Below are 19,974 nucleotides of genomic sequence, written 5' to 3' on the forward strand. Positions count from 1 at the left end.
GCGGCGCGCAAGTCCCCCCTGCTGAAAAGGAGATGGTGCGGTGTCGGATTGGGAAAGGTCGAGCACGGCACGGGTGGTTCCGCCAGCCCGGCCGCGCAAGCTCGCCAAGGTCCCCTTCGTCGAGCTGGCCGACGGACGGCTTCAGGGCGTGGTGTCCAGTGGATCGGACATCGAGCGGGTGTACGTGTCGTCGGTCGGGGCCGGCACCTTCGCGTACGCGTGCAGCACCAACAACAACCGGCCGTGCGGCGGCGCGCGGGGCGGGTTCTGCAACCACATCCGGACGCTGGTCAACGAGGCGGTGCTCCAGTACGGCGCCGAGCGCGTCGCCCGCTATCTCCGGGTCGAGACCGCCGAGGCTGAGCCGACCGCCCAGACCCTCACCATGACCATGACCGGCACGCGTCCTCCACAGGGCGACTCCGCCGCGGCGGCGCCCGTCTTCAGCCGGTTCCTGCGCCATCTGGCGTATCTGGAACTCGCCCCGACGACCGTGCCGTTGCCGGAGATGCAGTGGTTCCCGCCGACGAGGGCGGTGGCCTGATGCGCGCCGACCTGCTCACCGAGCCCGTGGCTGGGGTCGACGAGGCCCTGGCGGCGGTCGACGCCTTCGACCGGGCGCTTGTCGTGGGTCTGCTCCGTCCCCACGCGGTCCTCACCACCGGTCTGACGGCGCTGGCCGACGCCGTCACCGGTACACCGCTGGCCGCGCGGGTCGCCGAGGCGGCGGAGAAGGCGGCGGCCGGTGCCGCGAGCGAGGACCATTTCGTCGCTCTCGCCGCCGCCCGTACGGCCCTGGTCGGCTCCGTCCACGACGCGCTGGCGGCGCGTGTGGCGGAGGCGACCGGTCGGGAGCGCGCCGAGGAGAGCGTCCCGGCCCCGGCCGGCCGGCAGGCTGGGAATCTGCTCGCCGCCGCCCGTTCCTGGCTGTCCGATCTGGCACGGGCCGGCTGGCAGGGCATTGACCACGAGGTGGTCTCCGGGGCGGCGCCCGTCGTCTCCGCGATGCTGCCGGACCCGGAGCTGCGCCGGCCGGCGACGCTGCTCGACGGCTTCGCCGCCGAACTCGCCGCGTCCTGCCCGGGGTCGACCCTGGAGCGGGTGCCGGTCCGGCGCTGGGCCGATCTGTGGTCGCGGGCGACGATCCTGACCGTGCCCGGTGCGGCGCACGTGCCCGTGACCGGGACGGCCACCGGGCGTCTCCTGCCGCTGGGTGTGGACGTGCAGGAGCACGCGACCGCCGTCCAGGCGCAGGTGCACGCGGTGTTCGAGCCGGCGGACGGCACTGCGTCCCGGCTGGTACGGGCGAACGTCTCGGTGCCGAAGCCCGACACGGTCGTCGGCGCCGGCCTGTGGCAGCTCCTGCGCCCGCACATGTCGCTTCTGGCGGCGGTGAGCGAGGGCCGTTCCATGGACCTCACGGACATGCCGCTGACCGCCGAGGGCGACCTGGTGTGGAGCGACGAGTTGGCTCGTGCGGGCAAGCCCGCCGACGCCTTCGCCACGGCCCGTGTCGCCATGTCCACCGCCACGGCTCCCATGACCGCGCCCCTGGACCGGCATCCCGCGCGGATCGCCGCGCCGGTCCTCCTGGAGAGGTACGACGCCCAACAGGGCGACGAGGGACTGACGTTCACACTCGCCGGGCACGACCTGGCTGTCGACACCGACCGTATTCCGACCGCCGGGCCGCTGACGCCCGCGGCGGTGGCCGCGTCGGTGGCGTGCGTCGGGCTGCTCCGCTGGGACGCCGGGGCATTCAGCGTCCAGCCGCTCGCGGTCGAGACGCTGGTACGGAAGAAGCCCGCCGCGATCCACGCCGGGGCATGGGCGGGCGGCACGTCCGACAAGGCCGGTGCCAAGGCCGAGAAGGCCGCCACCGACGCCGGAGCGGTCCTCCGGGAACGAGCCGGAAGGCTGCTGCGGAAATGACGGAAACGACGCAGACGACGGAAGCGGCCGGGCGGGGCGCCGAGTTGAGTGCCGACGACAACCGCCGCCAGGTCCTGTACTGGCGGCTCCTGGCCCGGCTCTTCGACCCCGAGGAGCAGGCGGCCCTGGAGTCGGCGAGTCTCGCCGTGGTCGAGGACATCGGCCTGCCGCCCGCGCTGCTGGACCCGAATGTCTCGATGGATTCGACCGTCCAGCGTCACCCCGCGCTGGCCGCCGAACTCGACGGCCTGATGGTGCCGGCGCCGGTGCCCGCGCCGGATGAACACACCGCCGCCGCCGACGACGACAGCGACAGCGAGAACGCCGACGGCAGCGACAGCGGACGTGACCGTGCCGCCGAGGTGCGGCGCGCGGCGCTGGTGTCGAAGGTGCTGCTCAACGTCTACGCGTGCGCCGGCGGCTCCGGCACGGTCACCGCCGGACAGCTCGCGCAGTGGCAGTCCGACGCGGGCTGGCTGGAGCGCGCGCTGGGCTGCGAGCCGGGCGCGCTGCGCGGCGGGCGCCCCGCAGGGGGTGCGGGCGGGCCGGACATCGGCCGGCTGGTTCCGGGGATCGGCCCCGAACTGGGGGCCATCGAAGCGGATCTGGTCAAGCGGATGCATCTGCGGGAGGTGCTCGCCGATCCCGCGCTCGCCGCGCGGCTGACCCCGAGCATGTCGCTGATCGAGCAGCTGCTGCGCGACAAGAGCAATCTGTCGGGTGTGGCGCTGGCCAATGCCAAGTCCCTCATCAGGCGGTTCGTCGACGAGGTCGCCGAAGTGCTGCGTACGCAGGTGGAGAAGTCGACGGTGGGCGCCCTGGACCGTTCGGTGCCGCCCAAGCGGGTGTACCGCAATCTCGACCTGGACCGCACCATCTGGAAGAACCTCACCAACTGGAGTCCCGAGGAGGAGCGGCTCTATGTCGACCGCCTCTTCTACCGCCACACCGCGCGCAAGACGACACCGCAGCGGCTGATCGTGGTCGTGGACCAGTCGGGCTCCATGGTCGACTCGATGGTCAACTGCACCATTCTGGCGTCGATCTTCGCGGGTCTGCCGAAGGTGGATGTGCATCTGATCGCGTACGACACCCGGGCGATCGACCTGACTCCGTGGGTGAACGATCCGTTCGAGTCGCTGCTGCGCACCAATCTCGGGGGTGGCAACGACGGTCCGGTCGCGATGGCGATGGCCCGTCCGAAGATCACCGAGCCGCGCAACACGGTGATGGTGTGGATCTCCGACTTCTACGAGTTCAACCGCTCGCAGCCGCTGTTCGAGGGCATCGAGGAGGTCCACCGGTCCGGCGTGAAGTTCATCCCGGTCGGCTCGGTGACCAGCTCCGGCCGCCAGGAGGTCAATCCCTGGTTCCGGGAGCGCTTCAAGACGCTCGGCACCCCGGTGATCTCCGGTCACATCCAGAAGCTTGTTCACGAACTCAAGACGTTTCTCGCTTAGAAAGGCCCTGATATGTCAGACATGTTGCGCGCTCCCGCCGAGATCAAGTACGCCGAGGAGCTGGACTGGCTGGAGTCGGTGGACGACGGTCCCAAGCCGTTCTCCTGGCGCCTTTCGCCGAAGATGGTCCGCCTGTTCATCCTGGGGTCCGAGCGGGCCGACGGGCTCGACCGGGAGATCCCGCAGAAGTGGTTCGGCGATCGCAGTCTGGTCGAGCGGGCCGTCGTCACCCTGGCCTCCGACCGCGGCCTGCTGCTGATCGGTGACCCGGGGACCGGCAAGAGCTGGCTGGCCGAGCTGCTGGCCGCCGCGATATGCCGCAGCTCCACCCTGGTGGTGCAGGGCACGGCCGGCACGACCGAGGACCACATCAAGTACTCGTGGAACGTGTCCATGGTGATCGCCAAGGGACAGTCGCGTGAGTCGATGATCCCCTCGCCGATCATGACCGCGATGGAGACCGGCGCGATCGGCCGGTTCGAGGAGCTGACCCGCTCCACCAGCGACGTCCAGGACGCGCTGATCTCGATCCTGTCGGAGAAGTACATCTCGGTCCCGGAGCTGGACAGCGACAGCATCGTCTTCGCCAAGCCCGGCTTCTCGATCATCGCCACCGCCAACAGCCGCGACCGGGGTGTCAACGACCTGTCCTCCGCCCTCAAGCGCCGGTTCAACTTCGTACGTATCCCGGTGGTGACGAACCGGAAGAGCGAGGCGGAGATCGTCCGCTTCCGTACGGAGGAGCTGCTGCGCCGGCACCGGATCGAGCTGGACGTGCCGCCCACCCTGCTGGACGTGCTGCTTCAGAGCTTCGCGGATCTACGGGCCTCCGCCGCCGCTGCGGGCAGTGACGACGAGAAGCTGGAGTCGGCGCTGTCGAGCGCCGAGCAGATCGGCGTCCTGGAGGACGCGATCCTGCACAGCAACTTCTTCGGCGAGCGTGAGCTGACGGCCCGTGCCCTCGCCTCCTCGCTCGTCGGTTCGCTGGCGCGGCGCGAGCCCGAGGACCTGGCCATCCTGAACAAGTATCTGCACGGAGTCGTCGAGCCGCGCAGCAAGGAACAGGGCGGTTCCTGGCCGGAGTTCCTGGAGGGCGGTCGGGACGCGATCGCCACCCTCTCGTGAGCCCCGTGCGGGAAGGCGAGGCGGTCTTCGAGGCGCTGCGTACGCAGTTGGGGGAGGCCGCGACGGCGCTGGCCGACGGGCCCGACGCGCTGGAGGGGATCCTCCTCGGCATCGTCGACGACGTCGACCGGGCGGTCCGTGAACCGCTTGAGATCTTCCCCGTCTGCCATCACTCACCGGCCTCGGCGATCGCCATGGCGCGGCGGCTGCGGGAGAAGCGTCCGAAGGTCGTCTATCTGGAGCTGTGCGAGGACATGGCGCCGCTCCTGTCCGAGCTGCGCAACTGCCGGCTCCCGGTGGCGGTGCAGGCGTTCGCCAGTGAGGTCAACGGCCTCCCCGCGGCCTGGGCGCCGCTGTCGGTCGTCGCGCCGATCACCGAGGCGTCGGCCGAGTACCAGGCCATCGCCTACGCGCTGGACACACCGGGCGTGGAGCTGGTCCTGGTCGACCGCTCGTCGGACCACGTCTTCCAGTGGCAGATGGACGGGGCGGCCGGGGCGGGGCCCGCCGATCCGGAAGCGCCCGAGGTGCTGTCGGAGGCATCGCCGGCCGACGAGGACGCGGCGCTGCACGGCGACGCCGTCGGTGTGGAGATCGGCGATCTGCGTCCGCGCTTCGCCGAGCTGGAGGAGCATCTGCTGCGCCACGGCCGGGTGCGGCACTGGTCGGAGTGGTGGCACCAGTACGTCGAGCTGCCGCTCGGCGACAGCGACCACGACACCTACCGGCAGGTCATGCTGCTGATCGGGAGCCTCTTCCGGCGCCTGGCGCCGGGTGACGCCGAGCGGGTCCGGGTGGACGAGGACCGCGAGCGGTACATGTGGACCAGGATGCGCGAACATCTCGCCGCGTCCGGCACCGATGCCGCGGACTGTCTCTATGTCTGCGGCGCGTTCCACGCGGCCAGCCGGGTCGCGGAGTTCGGTGTCGACGGCGCCGCGACCTTCGAGATCGGTCCGCCGAGCGCGAGTGTGTGGCAGCACGGTCTGATTCCCTCCAGCCACTCGGCGATCGAGGCGCAGTTCGGCCTCACCGCGGGCTCGGTGTCCATCGCCGCGACCCAGTGGGCGAAGAATCTCAAGCGCACCCGGGTCCAGCCGTTCCGGCTCGAGGGGCAGGCCGGTGCGAAGAAGCCGGCGAAGACCGCGAAAGCCGCGAAGCCCGCCGTGCCGGTCGTCCCCGGGGTGGCGGACATCCCCTCGGACAAGCTCTCCGGTTTCCTGCGGCGTGCGCCGGTGCTCGACCCGCTGGACGAGGCCGAGTTGCTGGGCTGGTCGGTGGAGATCGTGCGCGCGGCGCGCCGCAACGGCTATCTGGCCTCCACCGCCGACGCCATCGCCGTGTTCGAGACGTCGATCCTGCTGGCCGGTATGCGTGACCGGGCCAGGCCGACGCCGTACGACTTCCAGGACGCGGCGATCACCTGCGTCGAGAAGGACTCGGTGCCGGGCAGACGCGACGTGCGGCGCATCGTGGAGATCATGATGGGCGGCGACCGGATCGGACAGGTCGGCTACGAAGCCCTGCCGCCGCTCGCGCGCGATGTGCACGACCGGCTCGCGCCACTGAATCTGAAGCTCCAGCAGCGCGGTGTGCAGAGGGCGTTGCTGGACATGGCGGCCAGTCCGGAGCTGGCGCGCTGCTCAGACGTGCTGTGGATGCTGCGCCATCTGCTGCCGTGGGGCGCCGCGCGGGCGATCATGGGCGAGCGCCGGCTCGGCGAGCAGCCCATCCAGGAGTCCTGGGACCTGGCGCTGGGCACGCATCAGCGGGAGCTGATCGAGCTCGGGTACGAGGGTGTCACCATCGAGCAGGTCCTGGAGCAGCGGCTGCGGCGTCGGGCGTACGACTCGCAGGCGACCACGGCGGATGTCCTGAAGGCGGTGGAGGACGCCACGCTGTATCTGCGCAGCCGCCGTCTCGCCGACGAGCTGGGCACGCGCGCCCTGGAGGTCCTGGCGACCGAGCGCAGCGTCGACGGCGCGCCGGAGGTGCTGCGCCGGGTGCGCCGGCTCCTCGCGTACTACCGGACCAGTGAGCCGGTGCTGCCGCCGTGGATCGAGTCCTTCGTCAAGACGGGGTACGCGCATTACTGCACCCTGTTGCCGACGGCGTTCGGCGACGAGGACGCGAAGGTCCGGCAGGTGGCGGCCATGCTGGGCTTCCTGTTCAGCATGGAGACTCTGGCGCTGTCGCTGGGCTGCGACCGTACGCAGTTGGAGCTGGCGTTCGCGCAGTCGCATCCGAGGGAACCGGCCAAGGTGGCGTTGCGGTGGGCGGCCCAGGTCCAGCTGGGTCAGCTCTCCCGTGGTGAACTGCGGGCGCGCTGCGACGACTTGCTCGGCAATCCCTTGGTGGTGCCCGCGTATCCGCGTTATCTCAGCGGGTTCCTGCACGCGCTGGAGCCGGTGCCGCAGTTGGCGGACTTCGTCGTGGAGGCGGTGTCCAACGCGTTCGCACGGCTGCCGGATCCGGTGCTGCTGCCGTGGCTGCCGACGCTGATCAGCACGCTGCGGGCGGACGGCTCCGAGCTGGCGCCGCTGCTGATCCGTGAGGCGGGCCGGATCTTCCCCGGCCGGCTCGCGGCTCTGGACGCGTGGGTGCCGCCCTGGCTGGAGGCCCCCGTAGTGGTGGAGGGCCGTCCAGCGGGCACCGGCGCCGGGGTGGGTGCCGCGCTGCTCGCCGCGTATCCCGCGACGTGCGACGCGGTAGCGGATCTGCTGGGTTACGAGGGCACGTGGGAGACGGCGGCTCCCGGTCCGTCGGGCGCGGTCCTCACCGCCCGGCACCCGGACACGGCCGTGGCATTGGAGGCGCTGTTGGCCGGCCCCTGACCCGGAGGAGTCCCCCGGCCGGGCCCCGATCGGCGACGGGGCCCGGCCGGGGCGGCGGTCCGGCGTCCGGACGGTCAGCGGAAGGCCGCGGCGTTCTCCGCGGCCCATTGCTGGAACGTCCTGGCGGGAACACCGCTTGCCCGGGGAGCGGTGTCGCGCACCATGAGCAGTTCGTCGTTGACGTCGCCGCCCGTCAGGTCGAGTACGGCGGCTGCGGATTCGTCGCCCATGAGGTCGGCCATCTGCTGGTGCGCCTCGGCCCGGCTGATCTCGGTGATCGGAATGTCCCGCCCCAGGACCGTGGCGATGGCCCCGATCTGCTCCCGGGGCGTGATCCGTACGGGACCGGTCAGGGCGTAGGTCAGCCCCCGGTGGCCGGGCCCGGTCAGTGCCGCCCTGGCCACGGAGGCGATGTCGGCGGGGTGGATGGTGGGCAGGCCGACGTCCGGGTACGGCAGTCGGACCGCCTCGTGCTTCCGGATGGCCTGCGCCCACAGCAGGGCGTTCGAGGCGAACTGGGTCGGCCGCAGGATCGTCCATGTCATGCCGCTGTCCTTGAGGAGCCGTTCGACGGCCAGGTTCTGGGCGGCGGGGCCCAGATGCGGATGGGTCTGACCGGTGATGGACGACACGAGCACCACGTGTTCCACACCGGCCGATCCGGCCGCCTCGATGATCTCGGCGTCCGCGCCCCTGCCCGACACGAGGAACAGCGAGCGCGCGCCCTCCAGCGCGGCCTGGAGCGAGGATGTCCGGGCGAGGTCGCCGGCCATGACCTCGACCCCTTCGGGAAACGCGGCCCGTGCGGGCTCACGGGTGAGCCCTCGCAGCGGTCCGACGCCGTACGCCCGAAGCTCTCGCAGCAGGGCGCTGCCTATGTTTCCGGTGGCCCCGGTCACAAGGATCATGAGGTCTTCTCCCGTTCGTCATGCCGTGATCAACGAGACCCGACGCTAGGACCTCAACCGGACTTGTGGTCAAGGGGATCGGCGTCGCCGCGGTGGAGTGTGACGGCGGCGCAGAGCAGCGCCGGTGCGGCGACCAGGACGAAGCAGAGGGACAGCGGCAGCGTGCCCACCAGTACGCCCACGAGGGCCGTACCGCCCGAGATCCCGGCGTTCAGCGCGGTGTTGACCCACGCGCCCGCCCGGGTACGGGCGTCCGGCGCGGCTGCCTCGTCCGCGATGAGATAGGCGGTGGTCAGGGCCGGTGCGACGAACAGGCCCGCGACGAGGGCCGCCGCGCCCAGCGCGTACACGTTCGGCGCGAGACCGGCCGCCGCCAGTGCGACGCCGAGCGCCGCGCAGATGACGGCGAGCCTCGGCCGGGCGGCCGACCGCCAGGAGACGGCGCCGTACGCCAGGCCGCCGACCGCGCTGCCGGCCGAGAGCGCGGCCAGTACCCATGCCACCGCACCGGGCTGGTGCGCCCGCTCGGTGAAGGCGATCGCCAGCAGGTCGAGCCCGCCCAGACAGAGTCCGACACCGGCCGCCGCCAGCACCGGCTGCCCGAGACCGCGCGGTCGGGTCGGCGACTCCGTCGAGACTGTAGGCGCGCTGCAACATCCGCCGGTCCGGCATGAGTTGACCCCACAGGGTCCGCATCGTGGGACCGAGCGGCGGCATACAGGCCCCGGCGCAGACGGCGAGCGCGCCCAGCAGCACGGCCGGTGTGTCCGCCTCCGTCGCCGGGTGATCGCGGGTGACGAGGGCGAACGCGGTGAGCAGCGCGGCGTACACGGCCGCCATCGGCACGAGGGCCCGGCGCGGGCCGTACCGGTCGACCAGGGCGGCGCGTACGGGCGAGAGAACGACGCCGGTCGCGCCGAACAGCGCGAGTGCGGTGCCGGCGACGGCGAACGAGCCCGAGGCGTCCTTCGCCGCCAAAGCGAGGGAGAGGGAGACCGTTCCGTAGGAGAGCCGGCCGAGCAGGGCGGCGCCGAAGGTGCTCAGGGCGTGCGGGGTCCGCAGGACGGCGGCGTACGAAGGCATGGGTGTGTTCCTCGAAGAGGGCGGCGCGGGTTCGGGCGCCGCGGCCGTACAGGGACGCCGGAAGACCGCGACGGAGACAGCCGTCGCGGTCTTTACGAGGTCCTACGCACGGAAGAGGAACACAGGGTCAAGGTAACAGCGGCCGGGCCGGGGGCGGGTGGGCAGGCGGGGGCCCGTACGCCCCGGGCGCCTCCCCCGCCCCCGGCTCGTCTCATCAGGCGTTGGGGTCGAACGGGATACCGGCCGGCTTGGCCTTCTCCAGGTGCCCGTTGAAGTTGCCGTCCTTGAGGCCGAAGACGGCGCTGCCGAAGTTGGCCTGGCTCAACGTGTCGCGCAGACCGGCCGGGTAGCCGTTCCAGCCGACCAGCCTGGGGAACTGCCAGCCGCCCTGGTGGTTCTCCGGCGGCTCGTCGTTGCCGTTCGCGGCGCGGAAGGCGTGCGTCCCGATGCCGTCCTTGTGGTAGACGACCTTGGCGTGCGTCCCGTCGAACCGCATCTGGTCACGGGTGTGGATGTCGAAATTGCCGTGGGCGGAGGTGGAGACGTACTGCACCTGGTCGTTCTGCACCCACACCACGACGTGTTCCCAGTCGTGCCGGTGCCCGCCGAGGCCGCTTCCGACCACGGCCTGGTCCTTCTCGAAGTAGAGGCCGTACATGATGGCGCACCAGCCGTTGTTGCACTTGGACCGCGAGTAGCCGTTGGTGTTGTCCAGGTCCCAGGAGTCACGGCACTGGCCGTTGAGCGCACCGCTCGGGTTGAGGCCGGGGTTGATGGTCCCGTCCTGGCCGATGGCGGGGGTGGGGTAGCAGCCGTCCGTGTCGTAGTCGTACGCCGGCTGGAACGTCTGCTCCAGTCCGTCCGCGTTGGCGGGCAGGGCGCTGGGGGGATCGGCGGCGAGAGCGTTCCCGGGAAACGCGATGACCAGTGCGAGGGCACTGCCAAGGGTGAATGAGACCTTGCGGATGCGCGAGTTTTTCTTCACTGCGTCCTCCTGATCGACCGCGGCGTGGGGGCGTCGGTCATCTTGACATGCTCGGATCATCTTCTCCGGCCCTTGTTGACTTGCCGAGCGTCAGGAAGTGTCAGTGCGGTGAAAGATCAACCAATAGAGGGGGTGGGCGAGTCGGGGACACGCGGCCCCGGGCGCCCGGGCGAGTCGGGGACGCGCGGCACCCGGATGCCCGGCCCCTCCCGTCAGGCCGCCCGATGTGCGCCCGGCTCGGGAAACACGTCTCCGAACCGGTCCGCGAGCCCCGCCGCCAGCCGATTACGCGCCTCGACCAGCCCCTCGATCCGCTCGTCCAGCGCCGCCAGGCGACGGAGGGTCACCTCGGCGACCGGACAGTGGTCCAGCCGCTCGTGGGGCCCGGGCCCCGGCCCCGCGGCTTCGCCGTCCATCGGATAGAGCATGTCGAGGACGTCGACGAAGGCCTTCAGATCGCCGATCGTCAGCCCCGCCTCCAGAAGCCGGCGTACCGCCCGCAGCCGGTGGACGTCCTCGGGCCCGTACTCCCGGTGGCCGGACGCCAGGCGCCTGGCCCGAAGCAGGCCCTCCTCCTCGTAGTACCGCAGTGCCCGCGGGGTGAGGCCCGCGGCAGCCGCCGCGTCGCCGATACGCATCGCTGATCCCTCCAGACCGGGCGCCCACGAACGGACACCGATCACAATTCCACCAGCACGGCGCCCGTGTGACGTCCTTCGAGCAGTTCGCACAGTGCCCGGGGCGCCTGGTCGATGCCCGACAGCCGCGCGTGCGGGAAGACGATGGACCCCTCGCGCAGTCCGCGCCCGAACTCCCGCATGGCCTCCGGGATCGCGTCCAGATGATCGCTGCCCGACATCCCGCGCAGCGTGATCCCCCGCATGATGAGCGAACCGGTGTCAATCCGCACGGGCGCCGCGAAGCCGCCGGAGAGCTGGCCTGACAGCGCGCCGACGAGCCCCACGCGCGCGCCGCGCCGGGCCACGGCCAGGGCCGCGACGAGCTGCTCACCGCCGACGTTGTCGAAGACCACGTCCAGGCCTTCGGGAGCCGCCTCGCGCAACTGGTCCTCGATCGGCACCGCCGCTCCCCGGACGACGATGGCGTCGTACCCCAACTCCCGCACCAGATACTCGCCCTTGAGCCGGGAGCCCGTGCTGCCGATCACCCGCTCCGCGCCGCGCAGCCGGGCGAACTGCCCGGCCATGGTCCCGACACCGCCGGCCGCGCCGGTCACGAACACCGTGTCTCCGGGCCGCACTTCGGCGCCCCGTACGACTCCGAGCCACGCCGTCATCGCCTGGGAGAGGTGCGCGGCCGGATCGGGCAGCTCCGCCGGGTCAAGGCGCTGGGCCTCGGCCACGTCGACGGCCGCGTACTCGCGCCAGCCGAGGCCGTGCGTCACGAGATCGCCCGGCGCCAGCTCACCGCCCGGCGCCGCCACCACCTCGCCGAGAGCGGGCGCCCACATCGGCTCACCCAGCGCGGCCACCGGTACGGGCAGACCGGCGCCGTCCGCCAGCAGCGTACGCATCACGGCGACGACGCTCATCAGCCGATTGCGCACCAGCACCTGCCCGGCCCGTACTTCGGGGACCGGTACACGCACCACCTCGAAGTGGTCGGTGCCGAGCGCTCCTTCCGGGCGGGCGCGCAGCCACACTTCACCGTGGGTGGCAGGGACAGCGGTCATCGCGACTCCTCAGGACGGGGACGAACGGGCCGTGACGACGCTAAAACTTGACGCATACGGCAAGTTCAAGTCCCCCGCCGGGCGCGGTCGGGAGACTCGGTTCGCCACCGATGACCTCGGCCACTTCGCGCTCGCGAACAGGCACCGGCCGGGTCGGCCGGTGCCTGTTCGACGACCCTCGCACCACCCGTCGGCGCGTCAGGCCTTCAGCGCCTCCGCGATCGACTCGGCCAGCGGTGTGGTGGGCCGGCCCGCCAGCCGGGACAGGTCACCCGTCGTACGGACGAGGAGTCCACGCTCGATGGCCTTGTCCACGTCCACGAGAATCCCGGGCATCGGCTCGGGCACCCCGGCGCCCGCGAGGATGCCCCGCAGCGTCTCACCGGGGACGTTGTTGTAGACGATGGTCCGGCCGGTCTGCCTCGACAGCTCCGCCGCGTACTCGGCGAAGGACCAGGCGGTGTCGCCGCACAGCTCGTACGCCCTGTTCAGGTGACCGTCACCGGTGAGTACGGCCGCGGCGGCGTCCGCGTAGTCCGCGCGGGCGGCGGAGGCCACGCGCCCTTCGCCCGCCGCGGCCACGACGGCGCCGTGCTCCAGCACGGGGGCCAGGTTCTCGGTGTAGTTCTCCGTGTACCAGCCGTTGCGCAGGAAGGTGTACGGCAGCCCCGAGTCCAGGATCAGCTGCTCGGTGACCTTGTGTTCGGCGGCCAGTTGGAAGTCGGCGTCGGGGCCGCCGAGCGCGCCGGTGTACGCGAGTTGCGCGACGCCCGCCGCCCGCGCCGCGTCGATGACGGCGGTGTGCTGCGGTACGCGGCGGCCGTTCTCGCTGCCGGAGACGAACAGGACGCGGTCACCGGCCCGGAAGACGTCCGTCAGGGTCTCGGGCCTGTCGTAGTCGGCGACGCGCACGTCGACACCGAGCGCGGCCAGGGGCGCGGCCTTGGCCCTGTCCCGTGCGACGGCGGTGATCCCGCCGGCCGGCACCTCGGCGGCCAGCAGGGATTCGATGACGAGTCGGCCGAGGTGTCCGGTCGCTCCGGTGACGACGATGCTCATGAAGGGCCCAATCCATTTCGTACGTTTTGCCATGCTTGGCACTGATTCGTAACTCGCTGGATCAACGATATGTTCCACACTTACTCAGAGGAAGTACCCACCTTGAAGTAAGGTACCGGAATGGACGAAAGCATCCAGACCCGCGACGTCAACCGGCGAATGTGCCCCTCCCGGCTGGTACTGGAACATGTCACCAGCCGTTGGGGCGTTCTGGTGCTGGCCGCCCTGCTGGAGCGCTCGTACCGCTTCAGCGAGCTGCGCCGCACGGTCGACGGAGTCAGCGAGAAGATGCTCGCCCAGACCCTCCAGACCCTGGAGCGCGACGGCTTCGTCCACCGCGACGCCCAGCCGGTCATCCCGCCGCGCGTGGACTACTCGCTGACCGACCTGGGCCGCGAGGCGGCCGAGCAGGTATGGGCGCTGGCGCGCTGGACGGAGCGGCGGCTGGACGCGGTGTTCACGGCGCGCGAGGCGTACGACGAGGCGCGCGCGGCAGCGTCGCGCCCCTGAACGCCCCCTGCCCCACCGCCCTTTCGGATCACCTTTCACGATCACTCCGCCACGGACACCTTCTTCACGACCATCTTCTTCGCTACCGCGAACGTGTCGATCCGGAAGGGCCGTTGCGCGTGCCCGCCGATCCCCCGGACTTTCCGTCGCCTTTCCCACGGGCACAGCACACCTTTTGATGAATCATTAGAAAGTTGTCGAGATTCATACCGAACCTCTGGACAGTCTTCACGTGGCGCTCTAATGTCTCGGCCCACCGAGACATTGTTTCGTCGCGGTAACACCGCAGCCGACGGGCGTTCACCCGAACACCCTTCACCTCACGAGTCTTTCCACGTCTCTCCCCCCATGGCCGGGCCACCGCCCGTCACGAGGCGCTGCGTCGCACGCCACCACGGCGTTCGTCGCACACGCACCGTGCAGCACCCCCGTCGCAGGACGGGGAAACCGGCCGGGTCACCGACCCTGCCGTGACCGCAGCTGAAGGGAAGCGACATGAAGATCCGTACGTTCATCGCGACGGCCTCGCTGGTGGCATCCGGAAGCCTGGTGGCTTTCTCGGGCTCCGCCCAGGCCGCTCTCTACACCACCTGCGTCGGCGACGGCGGGGCCGTGACCGTCAGCAACGACCTGGTCGTACCGGCCGGGAAGTCCTGCACCCTCACCGGTACCAGAGTCAAGGGCTCGGTGACGGTCGAGGCCGGCGCCGACCTCGTGGCGGCCGGCGCCACCTTCAACGGCGCGGTCAACGTCGAGGAGAACGCCTACCTCGACCTGACCGACACCACCGTCAAGGGCGCGCTGACGACCGAGTCCGCGTTCGGCACGCACCTGGAGAAGAGCAACCTCAAGGCGGTCGACGCCACCGAGGGATTCGTCTACGCGGTCGACTCGACGCTCGGCGGGAACGTCAGCACCGAGAACGGCGAGCTGTACGTCTCCGGCAGCACCCTCAACGCGGCGCTGACGGGCGAGAACAACCAGTACACCGACGTGTACGACTCCACCGTCAAGGGCGCGCTCACCGTCAACGGCAACACCCTCGGCGGCGTGTTCTGCGCCAGCGAGGTGTACGGCGCCGCGAAGTACTCCGGCAACGCCGACAACCTCCAGATCGGCGGCGAGGGCGCGCTGGGTGCCTGCGCGGGCGCCTCGTACTTCGGCGGCAACCTGGCCTTCACCGACAACACCGCGAACTCCGTGCTCGACAACGCGATCGTGCGCGGCTCGCTCACCGCGACCGGCAACAACCCCGTCCTGGTCGTGGGCGAGTTGGCGCGTATCCGTGGCGCCGTCACCGGGGACACCGCCGCCGCCGGCGCGTCGTCCTCCCGCTCCGCCAAGAAGGCCGCGCCGCAGGACCGTGGCGCCGAGCTGGCCGAGAAGTCCGCCGAGCGCGCGGCAGCGGCGAAGGCCGACGCCCACGAGGCCGGCAAGTCCCGCCTCTGACGCCGGGCGGCTCACGCCGCGACACCAGCAGGTGACGGCGACCGCCCCGTCGCCGTACCTGCGAACTCCCGCACCCGCGAACCCGCACCCGCGAATCCGCGTATCGCCGCACGCGCCGTACTTCCGCACGGCCGTACACCGTGCCGCCACACCGTCGCACCTCAGTACCACCGCACCCCCGTACCTCCGCACCCCCGTACCTCCGCACCCGCTCGGCGCTTCCCCTCCCGCCGGCGCACAGCCACCCTCCGCCGTCGTCGGCGCGCACCATCGAGAGCATCGCTCCGGCCGCGCGCGCCCCGGTCCCTACCCTCTTCTCCTCATTCCCCTGGAGTGACCGTGAGCCATATTCACAAGTCCTTCGATCGCAGGGACTTCCTGCGCGCCACCGCCGGCACCACCGTGGCCATCGCCGCCGCCTCCGTCACCGGGGCCGCCGCGACCTCCGCCGCCGCCGCAACGCCGAGCAAGCTGTCCATCCCCAAGGACCGGATCGGCATCCAGCTCTACAGCATCCGTGACAAGGTCAGCGCCCTCGGATTCGGCGTCGTCCTGCCCGAGTTGGCCCGGATCGGCTACACGGAGATCGAGTTCGCCGGATACACCCAGAACACCTCCATCCTGGGCCGGCAGATCACTCTCCAGGAGATCCGCACGCTGCTCGACGACAACGGCCTGCGCGCGGTGGGCAGTCACGTCGGTATCGGCAACTTCCGCTCCAACCTCCAGGGTGAGCTGGACGCCGCGCAGATCCTCGGCATGCCGCACGTGGGCACCGCCAACGCGCCGACGAACGTCAACACCGTCGCGGGCTACCGCGCCGCCGCCGACGAGTTCAACGTCTGGGGCGCCGCGGCGACCGCGCGCGGTCTCAAGCTCTACCAGCACAACCACGCGGGCGAGTTCGCGTTCGCCACCGACCAGCCCTCGGTCCGGCTCTACGACGTGTTCCTCAAGAACACCGACCCGCGCCATGTCTATCTGGAGCTGGACATCTACTGGGCGTACGTGGGCCAGTACCGCTGGCCCGGATTCGACCCGGCGGCGTACGTGCGCAACCAGCCGTACCGCTACCCGCTGTTCCACATGAAGGACGGCGACGCCAACTCGGCGAACGCCAACGGCTTCGACATCGTCGAGTTCGGTGCCGGAGACCTGCCGTACGAGAAGTTCGTCCGTGACATCGGGCCGCGCGCCTCGCACCTCGGCATCTGGGAGCAGGACACCGCGCCCAACACGCAGCCCAATCCGCCGGGTTCGCTCGGCGCGGCCGAGCGCAGCTTCACCGCGCTCAAGGGACTCCTCGGCTGAGCGAGTCACCCCTGGTGAACATGTCGGGCGCCGCCGCGCGCGGGGGCGCCCGACATGTTCTCTCCGCTCCTTACCCTCAGCGATCGAGGAGACGTCATCCCGTGCACCGCACCCTGAGACGCATGATCACAGGGGTCCTGCTCGTGGCGCTGCCCGCCCTGGGCGGTGTGGCCGTCGCGCCCGCCGCCCAGGCGCACCCGGGCCACGAACACGCCCTGGACTGGTCGAACTACGAGAAGGTCACCCTGACCAAGGACACCGGCGAGCCGATCGACCTCGCCGTGCTGCCCGACAACCGTGTCCTGCACACCGCCCGCAACGGCGACGTACGGCTCACGGACCCCGGCACCGGGGTCACGAAGGTCGTCAACCACGTCGACGTGTACCAGAACTCCGAGATGGGGTTGCAGACGGTCACGCTGGACCCGGACTTCGCCACCAACAAGTGGGTCTATCTCTACTACTCGCCGCCGCTGAACACCCCGGCCGGCTCCGCGCCGCAGACGCTGCCCGCCGGTCAGACGGACGCGTACTGGAAGCAGTGGGAGGGGTACGACACCCTGACCCGCTTCAAGTGGACCGGCGACAAGCTCGATCTCTCCACCGCCCAGGAGATCATCCGGGTCGACGCCAACCGCGGTCAGTGCTGCCATGTCGCGGGTGACGTGGACTTCGACAGCAAGGGCAACCTGTATCTCGCGACGGGCGGCAACACGCCGGCGTCGGGCCCGAACGTCAACGGCTACACGCCGATCAACGACGCGGCCGGCTTCAACCCGGGGCTCGACGAGCGCCGTGGCGCGGGCAACACCAACGACCTGCGGGGCAAGATCCTGCGGATCGACGTCCAGGAGGACGGCAGTTACACCATCCCGGACGGGAACCTCTTCGAGCCGGGCACGGCCAAGACGCGTCCCGAGATCTTCGTGATGGGTCTGCGCAACCCGTTCCGGCTGGCGGTGGACCGGAAGACCGACGCCGTGATGTGGGGCGACTACGGCCCCGACGCCGGTACGGCCGACCCGAACCGCGGGCCGATGGGTTACGTCGAGTGGCAGACCACGACCAAGCCGCTGAACAGCGGCTGGCCGTTCTGCACGGGCGACAACACCAAGCCCTACCGGGACTTCGACTTCGCGACCCTCACTCCTGGGCCCGCCTTCGACTGCGCGGCGCCGGTCAACGACTCCCGCTGGAACACCGGTCTGACCGAGCTGCCCGCGTCCGCGCCGGCCACGCTCTGGTACGGCGACAAGGACAGCGACCAGCCGTGGCCCGAGCTGACGGCCTTCCGCGGTCCCGGCGGTCCGGGCGGCCAGGCGCCGATGGGCGGTCCGGTCTACCACTACGACGCTGCCAACCCGTCGCCGGGCAAGTTCCCGGAGTACTGGGACGGCAAGGCGTTCATGGCGGAGTTCTCGCAGGACTACGTCGCCGCGCTGACGCTCGACGGTCCGGACGGCCCGGTGAGCAAGCTGGAGAACGTGCTGCCGAACAGCGAGCGTTCGCAGAACGGCATCCCGCAGTGGGACAACCCGATGGACCTGGAGTTCGGCCCGGACGGCGCGCTCTACGTCCTGGACTACGGTGACGGCTTCTTCCGGCAGAACCCCGACGCGGGCCTCTACCGGATCGACTACGCCGAGGGCAACAAGGCACCCACCGCCGTGATCAAGGCCGACAAGACGTCCGGCCAGGCCCCGCTCACGGTCTCGTTCAGCGCGACCGGGTCCAGCGACCCGGAGAACGGTGAGCTGACCTACCAGTGGGACCTCGACGGCGACGGCACGTTCGACGCCACCGGGCCCACCGCCAACCGTACGTACCCGGACAACGGGCAGTTCCAGGCCCGGCTCAAGGTCACCGACCCGCAGGGCAAGTCCGGTCTGTCGAGCCGTCAGATCACCGTGGGCAACACGGCGCCGACGGTACGGATCACCTCGCCGCCCGACGGCGGGTTCTTCAACTGGGGCGACGCGGTGCCGTACGGCATCGCCGTCGAGGACCCGGAGGACGGCACCACACCGGACTGCGCCAAGGCCGCCTGGACCTTCGGTCTCGGGCACAACCAGCACGGGCACCCGGTCAACAGCGGCACCGGCTGCACCGGCGGCGTCCTGACGCCGGCCGACGCGGGCCACGGCGACACCGAGAACGTGTTCGGCGTCCTCGGCATCACCTACACCGACAAGGGCGCGGGCGGCGTGCCGCCGGCCACCGGTGACGCCCAGGTGGTGCTCAACCCGGCGCTGATGCAGGGCGAGCACTACGACTCCGCCGAGGGTGTCACGATCAGCGACGACACCACGGCGTCCGGCCAGCGCAAGCTCACCTCGTTCGACGCGGGCGACTGGATCGCGTACGACCCGGTGTCGTTCGCCGGGATCGACGGGGTCAAGACCCGGGCGAGCGGGGCCGGTTCGCTGGCGCTGCGCTGGGGCTCGGCGGACGCGGAGCCGTTCGCGACGGTGCAGGTGCCGGCCGGTGAGGGCTGGCAGACCGTCACCACCGCACTGGACAAGGCCCCTTCGGGGACCGGCGAGGTCTTCGTCACCACGTCCGGCGGTGTCGAGCTGGACTCGCTGACCTTCCAGGGCGCGGGTGTCGCGGACAAGACCGCGCCCAAGGTCACCGCCACGCTCAACCCGCCCCGGCCCAACGGTGACGACGGCTGGTACACCAGCAATGTGTCGCTCTCCGTGGCGGCGACGGACAACGGGACGGTCGCCAGCCGTCAGTACTCGATCGACGGCGGTACGACATGGCAGTCGGCCAACTCGGCCGTCACCCTGTCGAGGGAGGGCGCCACGACCGTCCGCTACCGGGCGACCGACAACGGCGGCAACGTCTCCGAGGTGGGCTCGCTCACCGTACGGATCGACCGCACCGGTCCGACGGTGACGGCCACCGGCATCGACGCCGACGGCGTCTACGGGGACTCCAAGCGCCTCACCCCGGTCTTCTCGGCGACGGACGCGGTGTCCGGCGGGGCGAGTGTCACGGCCACGGTGGACGGCAAGGCCGTCAACTCCGGCCAGGCGCTCGATCTGTGGCGGCTGCCGCTGGGGAACCACGACCTCACGGTCAGGGCCCGCGACAAGGCCGGGAACACCACCACGAAGACGGTCGCCTTCACCACCCGTACCTCCTACGCGGACATCCGGGCGCTGATCACCCAGCTGCGGGCCGACGGCCTGGTCACGGCGCAGGGACAGCAGCGGCTGACCGTACGGCTCGGGCAGGCCGAGGCACACGCCGACGCGGGCCGCGCCAGTCAGGCCGCGGCGGTACTGGAATCGTTCGCCGGCTACACGTCCGACACCGCCCTGGTGCCGGACGGCGCGGCGGGCGCGGCCCTGGCACGGGACGCGCGGGCGCTGAAGGGAGGCGCCACCGGCTGACGCCGGGGACCGACAGGGCTGCCCCGCTGCCATGCCCCGCTCTCACCGGCGGGGCAGTTCTGTGCCCGGACCCGGACCGTCCCACGGCCACAGTGGGTTCCCACCGGGGCCGGGGCGAGTTCCGTCAACAAGGCGGCAACTTTCGACGTTCTGTGAAAAAGTTACCGAAAGCCCCCTGCGTACCGCCGGTACGCCCGTGCTCCGCCCCGCGACACCTCCCGAAG

Annotated in this window: 14 protein-coding genes and 1 pseudogene; 9 read left to right on the top strand and 6 right to left on the bottom strand. The window is 70.9% G+C overall.

What is annotated here, in order from left to right:
• Nucleotides 1-40 precede the first annotated feature (40 nt).
• From ACFYNU_RS30020 to ACFYNU_RS30040, 5 genes are read left to right on the top strand one after another with little or no spacing between them, the layout of a single operon-like run.
• Nucleotides 41-544, top strand: a complete 504-nt coding sequence (locus ACFYNU_RS30020) for a hypothetical protein (protein ID WP_356594347.1) — start codon at nt 41-43, stop codon at nt 542-544.
• A complete protein-coding gene (locus ACFYNU_RS30025) occupies nt 514-1,932 on the top strand; it encodes a hypothetical protein (protein WP_356594345.1) in 1,419 nt (472 codons plus the stop codon). The genes ACFYNU_RS30020 and ACFYNU_RS30025 overlap by 31 nt, the downstream gene beginning before the upstream one ends.
• On the top strand, nt 1,929-3,392 hold the full coding sequence (locus ACFYNU_RS30030; RefSeq protein WP_356594343.1) for a VWA domain-containing protein: 1,464 nt from the start codon (nt 1,929-1,931) through the stop codon (nt 3,390-3,392). Before ACFYNU_RS30025 ends, ACFYNU_RS30030 begins: the two co-directional genes overlap by 4 nt.
• Nucleotides 3,393-3,404: 12 nt before the next feature.
• A complete protein-coding gene (locus ACFYNU_RS30035) occupies nt 3,405-4,517 on the top strand; it encodes an AAA family ATPase (RefSeq protein WP_031232592.1) in 1,113 nt (370 codons plus the stop codon).
• 5 nt (nt 4,518-4,522) lie between these two features.
• Nucleotides 4,523-7,351 carry a hypothetical protein gene (locus tag ACFYNU_RS30040; RefSeq protein WP_388767705.1) on the top strand — a complete coding sequence of 943 codons (2,829 nt, stop codon included), beginning with the start codon at nt 4,523-4,525 and terminating at the stop codon, nt 7,349-7,351.
• Nucleotides 7,352-7,425: 74 nt separating this feature from the next.
• On the opposite strand, the gene ACFYNU_RS30045 is transcribed toward ACFYNU_RS30040, so the two are convergent.
• The 6 genes and pseudogenes from ACFYNU_RS30045 to ACFYNU_RS30070 all read right to left on the bottom strand — a co-directional run bounded on the left by ACFYNU_RS30045 (nt 7,426) and on the right by ACFYNU_RS30070 (nt 13,079).
• Complete coding sequence (locus ACFYNU_RS30045) at nt 7,426-8,259, bottom strand: NAD(P)H-binding protein (protein WP_356594339.1); 834 nt, start codon at nt 8,257-8,259, stop codon at nt 7,426-7,428.
• A 53-nt stretch (nt 8,260-8,312) separates the two neighbouring features.
• Nucleotides 8,313-9,342: pseudogene (locus ACFYNU_RS30050) on the bottom strand (MFS transporter).
• A 214-nt stretch (nt 9,343-9,556) separates the two neighbouring features.
• Nucleotides 9,557-10,327, bottom strand: coding sequence for an NPP1 family protein (locus ACFYNU_RS30055; RefSeq protein WP_356594337.1), 771 nt, complete (start codon nt 10,325-10,327; stop codon nt 9,557-9,559).
• Nucleotides 10,328-10,539: 212 nt separating this feature from the next.
• Nucleotides 10,540-10,965: a MerR family transcriptional regulator gene (locus ACFYNU_RS30060; protein WP_356594335.1), complete on the bottom strand. Its 426-nt coding sequence runs from the start codon at nt 10,963-10,965 to the stop codon at nt 10,540-10,542.
• A 41-nt stretch (nt 10,966-11,006) separates the two neighbouring features.
• A complete protein-coding gene (locus ACFYNU_RS30065) occupies nt 11,007-12,020 on the bottom strand; it encodes an NADP-dependent oxidoreductase (RefSeq protein WP_356594333.1) in 1,014 nt (337 codons plus the stop codon).
• 198 nt (nt 12,021-12,218) lie between these two features.
• Nucleotides 12,219-13,079 carry an SDR family oxidoreductase gene (locus tag ACFYNU_RS30070; RefSeq protein WP_356594331.1) on the bottom strand — a complete coding sequence of 287 codons (861 nt, stop codon included), beginning with the start codon at nt 13,077-13,079 and terminating at the stop codon, nt 12,219-12,221.
• A 120-nt stretch (nt 13,080-13,199) separates the two neighbouring features.
• Here ACFYNU_RS30070 and ACFYNU_RS30075 point away from each other — a divergent pair, with 120 nt between their 5' ends.
• The 4 genes from ACFYNU_RS30075 to ACFYNU_RS30090 all read left to right on the top strand — a co-directional run bounded on the left by ACFYNU_RS30075 (nt 13,200) and on the right by ACFYNU_RS30090 (nt 19,750).
• Complete coding sequence (locus ACFYNU_RS30075; RefSeq protein ID WP_356594329.1) at nt 13,200-13,589, top strand: helix-turn-helix domain-containing protein; 390 nt, start codon at nt 13,200-13,202, stop codon at nt 13,587-13,589.
• Nucleotides 13,590-14,084: 495 nt separating this feature from the next.
• A complete protein-coding gene (locus ACFYNU_RS30080) occupies nt 14,085-15,038 on the top strand; it encodes a hypothetical protein (RefSeq protein WP_356594327.1) in 954 nt (317 codons plus the stop codon).
• Nucleotides 15,039-15,377: 339 nt separating this feature from the next.
• Nucleotides 15,378-16,349, top strand: a complete 972-nt coding sequence (locus tag ACFYNU_RS30085; RefSeq protein ID WP_356594325.1) for a sugar phosphate isomerase/epimerase — start codon at nt 15,378-15,380, stop codon at nt 16,347-16,349.
• 122 nt (nt 16,350-16,471) lie between these two features.
• Entirely contained in the window at nt 16,472-19,750 is a 3,279-nt protein-coding gene (locus ACFYNU_RS30090; RefSeq protein ID WP_356594323.1) for a PQQ-dependent sugar dehydrogenase, read from the top strand.
• The last annotated feature ends 224 nt before the right edge of the window (nt 19,751-19,974 follow it).

The organism is Streptomyces sp. NPDC006643, from assembly GCF_042870175.1.
In the GTDB taxonomy this organism is placed as follows: domain Bacteria; phylum Actinomycetota; class Actinomycetes; order Streptomycetales; family Streptomycetaceae; genus Streptomyces.

Bases quoted from the DNA above. Each gene is read 5' to 3' on its own strand.
- ACFYNU_RS30065 (WP_356594333.1), bottom strand. From the start codon at position 12,020: ATGACCGCTGTCCCTGCCACCCACGGTGAAGTGTGGCTGCGCGCCCGC.
- ACFYNU_RS30060 (WP_356594335.1), bottom strand. From the start codon at position 10,965: ATGCGTATCGGCGACGCGGCGGCTGCCGCGGGCCTCACCCCGCGGGCA.
- ACFYNU_RS30080 (WP_356594327.1), top strand. From the start codon at position 14,085: ATGAAGATCCGTACGTTCATCGCGACGGCCTCGCTGGTGGCATCCGGA.
- ACFYNU_RS30030 (WP_356594343.1), top strand. From the start codon at position 1,929: ATGACGGAAACGACGCAGACGACGGAAGCGGCCGGGCGGGGCGCCGAG.
- ACFYNU_RS30070 (WP_356594331.1), bottom strand. From the start codon at position 13,079: ATGAGCATCGTCGTCACCGGAGCGACCGGACACCTCGGCCGACTCGTC.
- ACFYNU_RS30035 (WP_031232592.1), top strand. From the start codon at position 3,405: ATGTCAGACATGTTGCGCGCTCCCGCCGAGATCAAGTACGCCGAGGAG.
- ACFYNU_RS30090 (WP_356594323.1), top strand. From the start codon at position 16,472: ATGATCACAGGGGTCCTGCTCGTGGCGCTGCCCGCCCTGGGCGGTGTG.
- ACFYNU_RS30075 (WP_356594329.1), top strand. From the start codon at position 13,200: ATGGACGAAAGCATCCAGACCCGCGACGTCAACCGGCGAATGTGCCCC.
- ACFYNU_RS30045 (WP_356594339.1), bottom strand. From the start codon at position 8,259: ATGATCCTTGTGACCGGGGCCACCGGAAACATAGGCAGCGCCCTGCTG.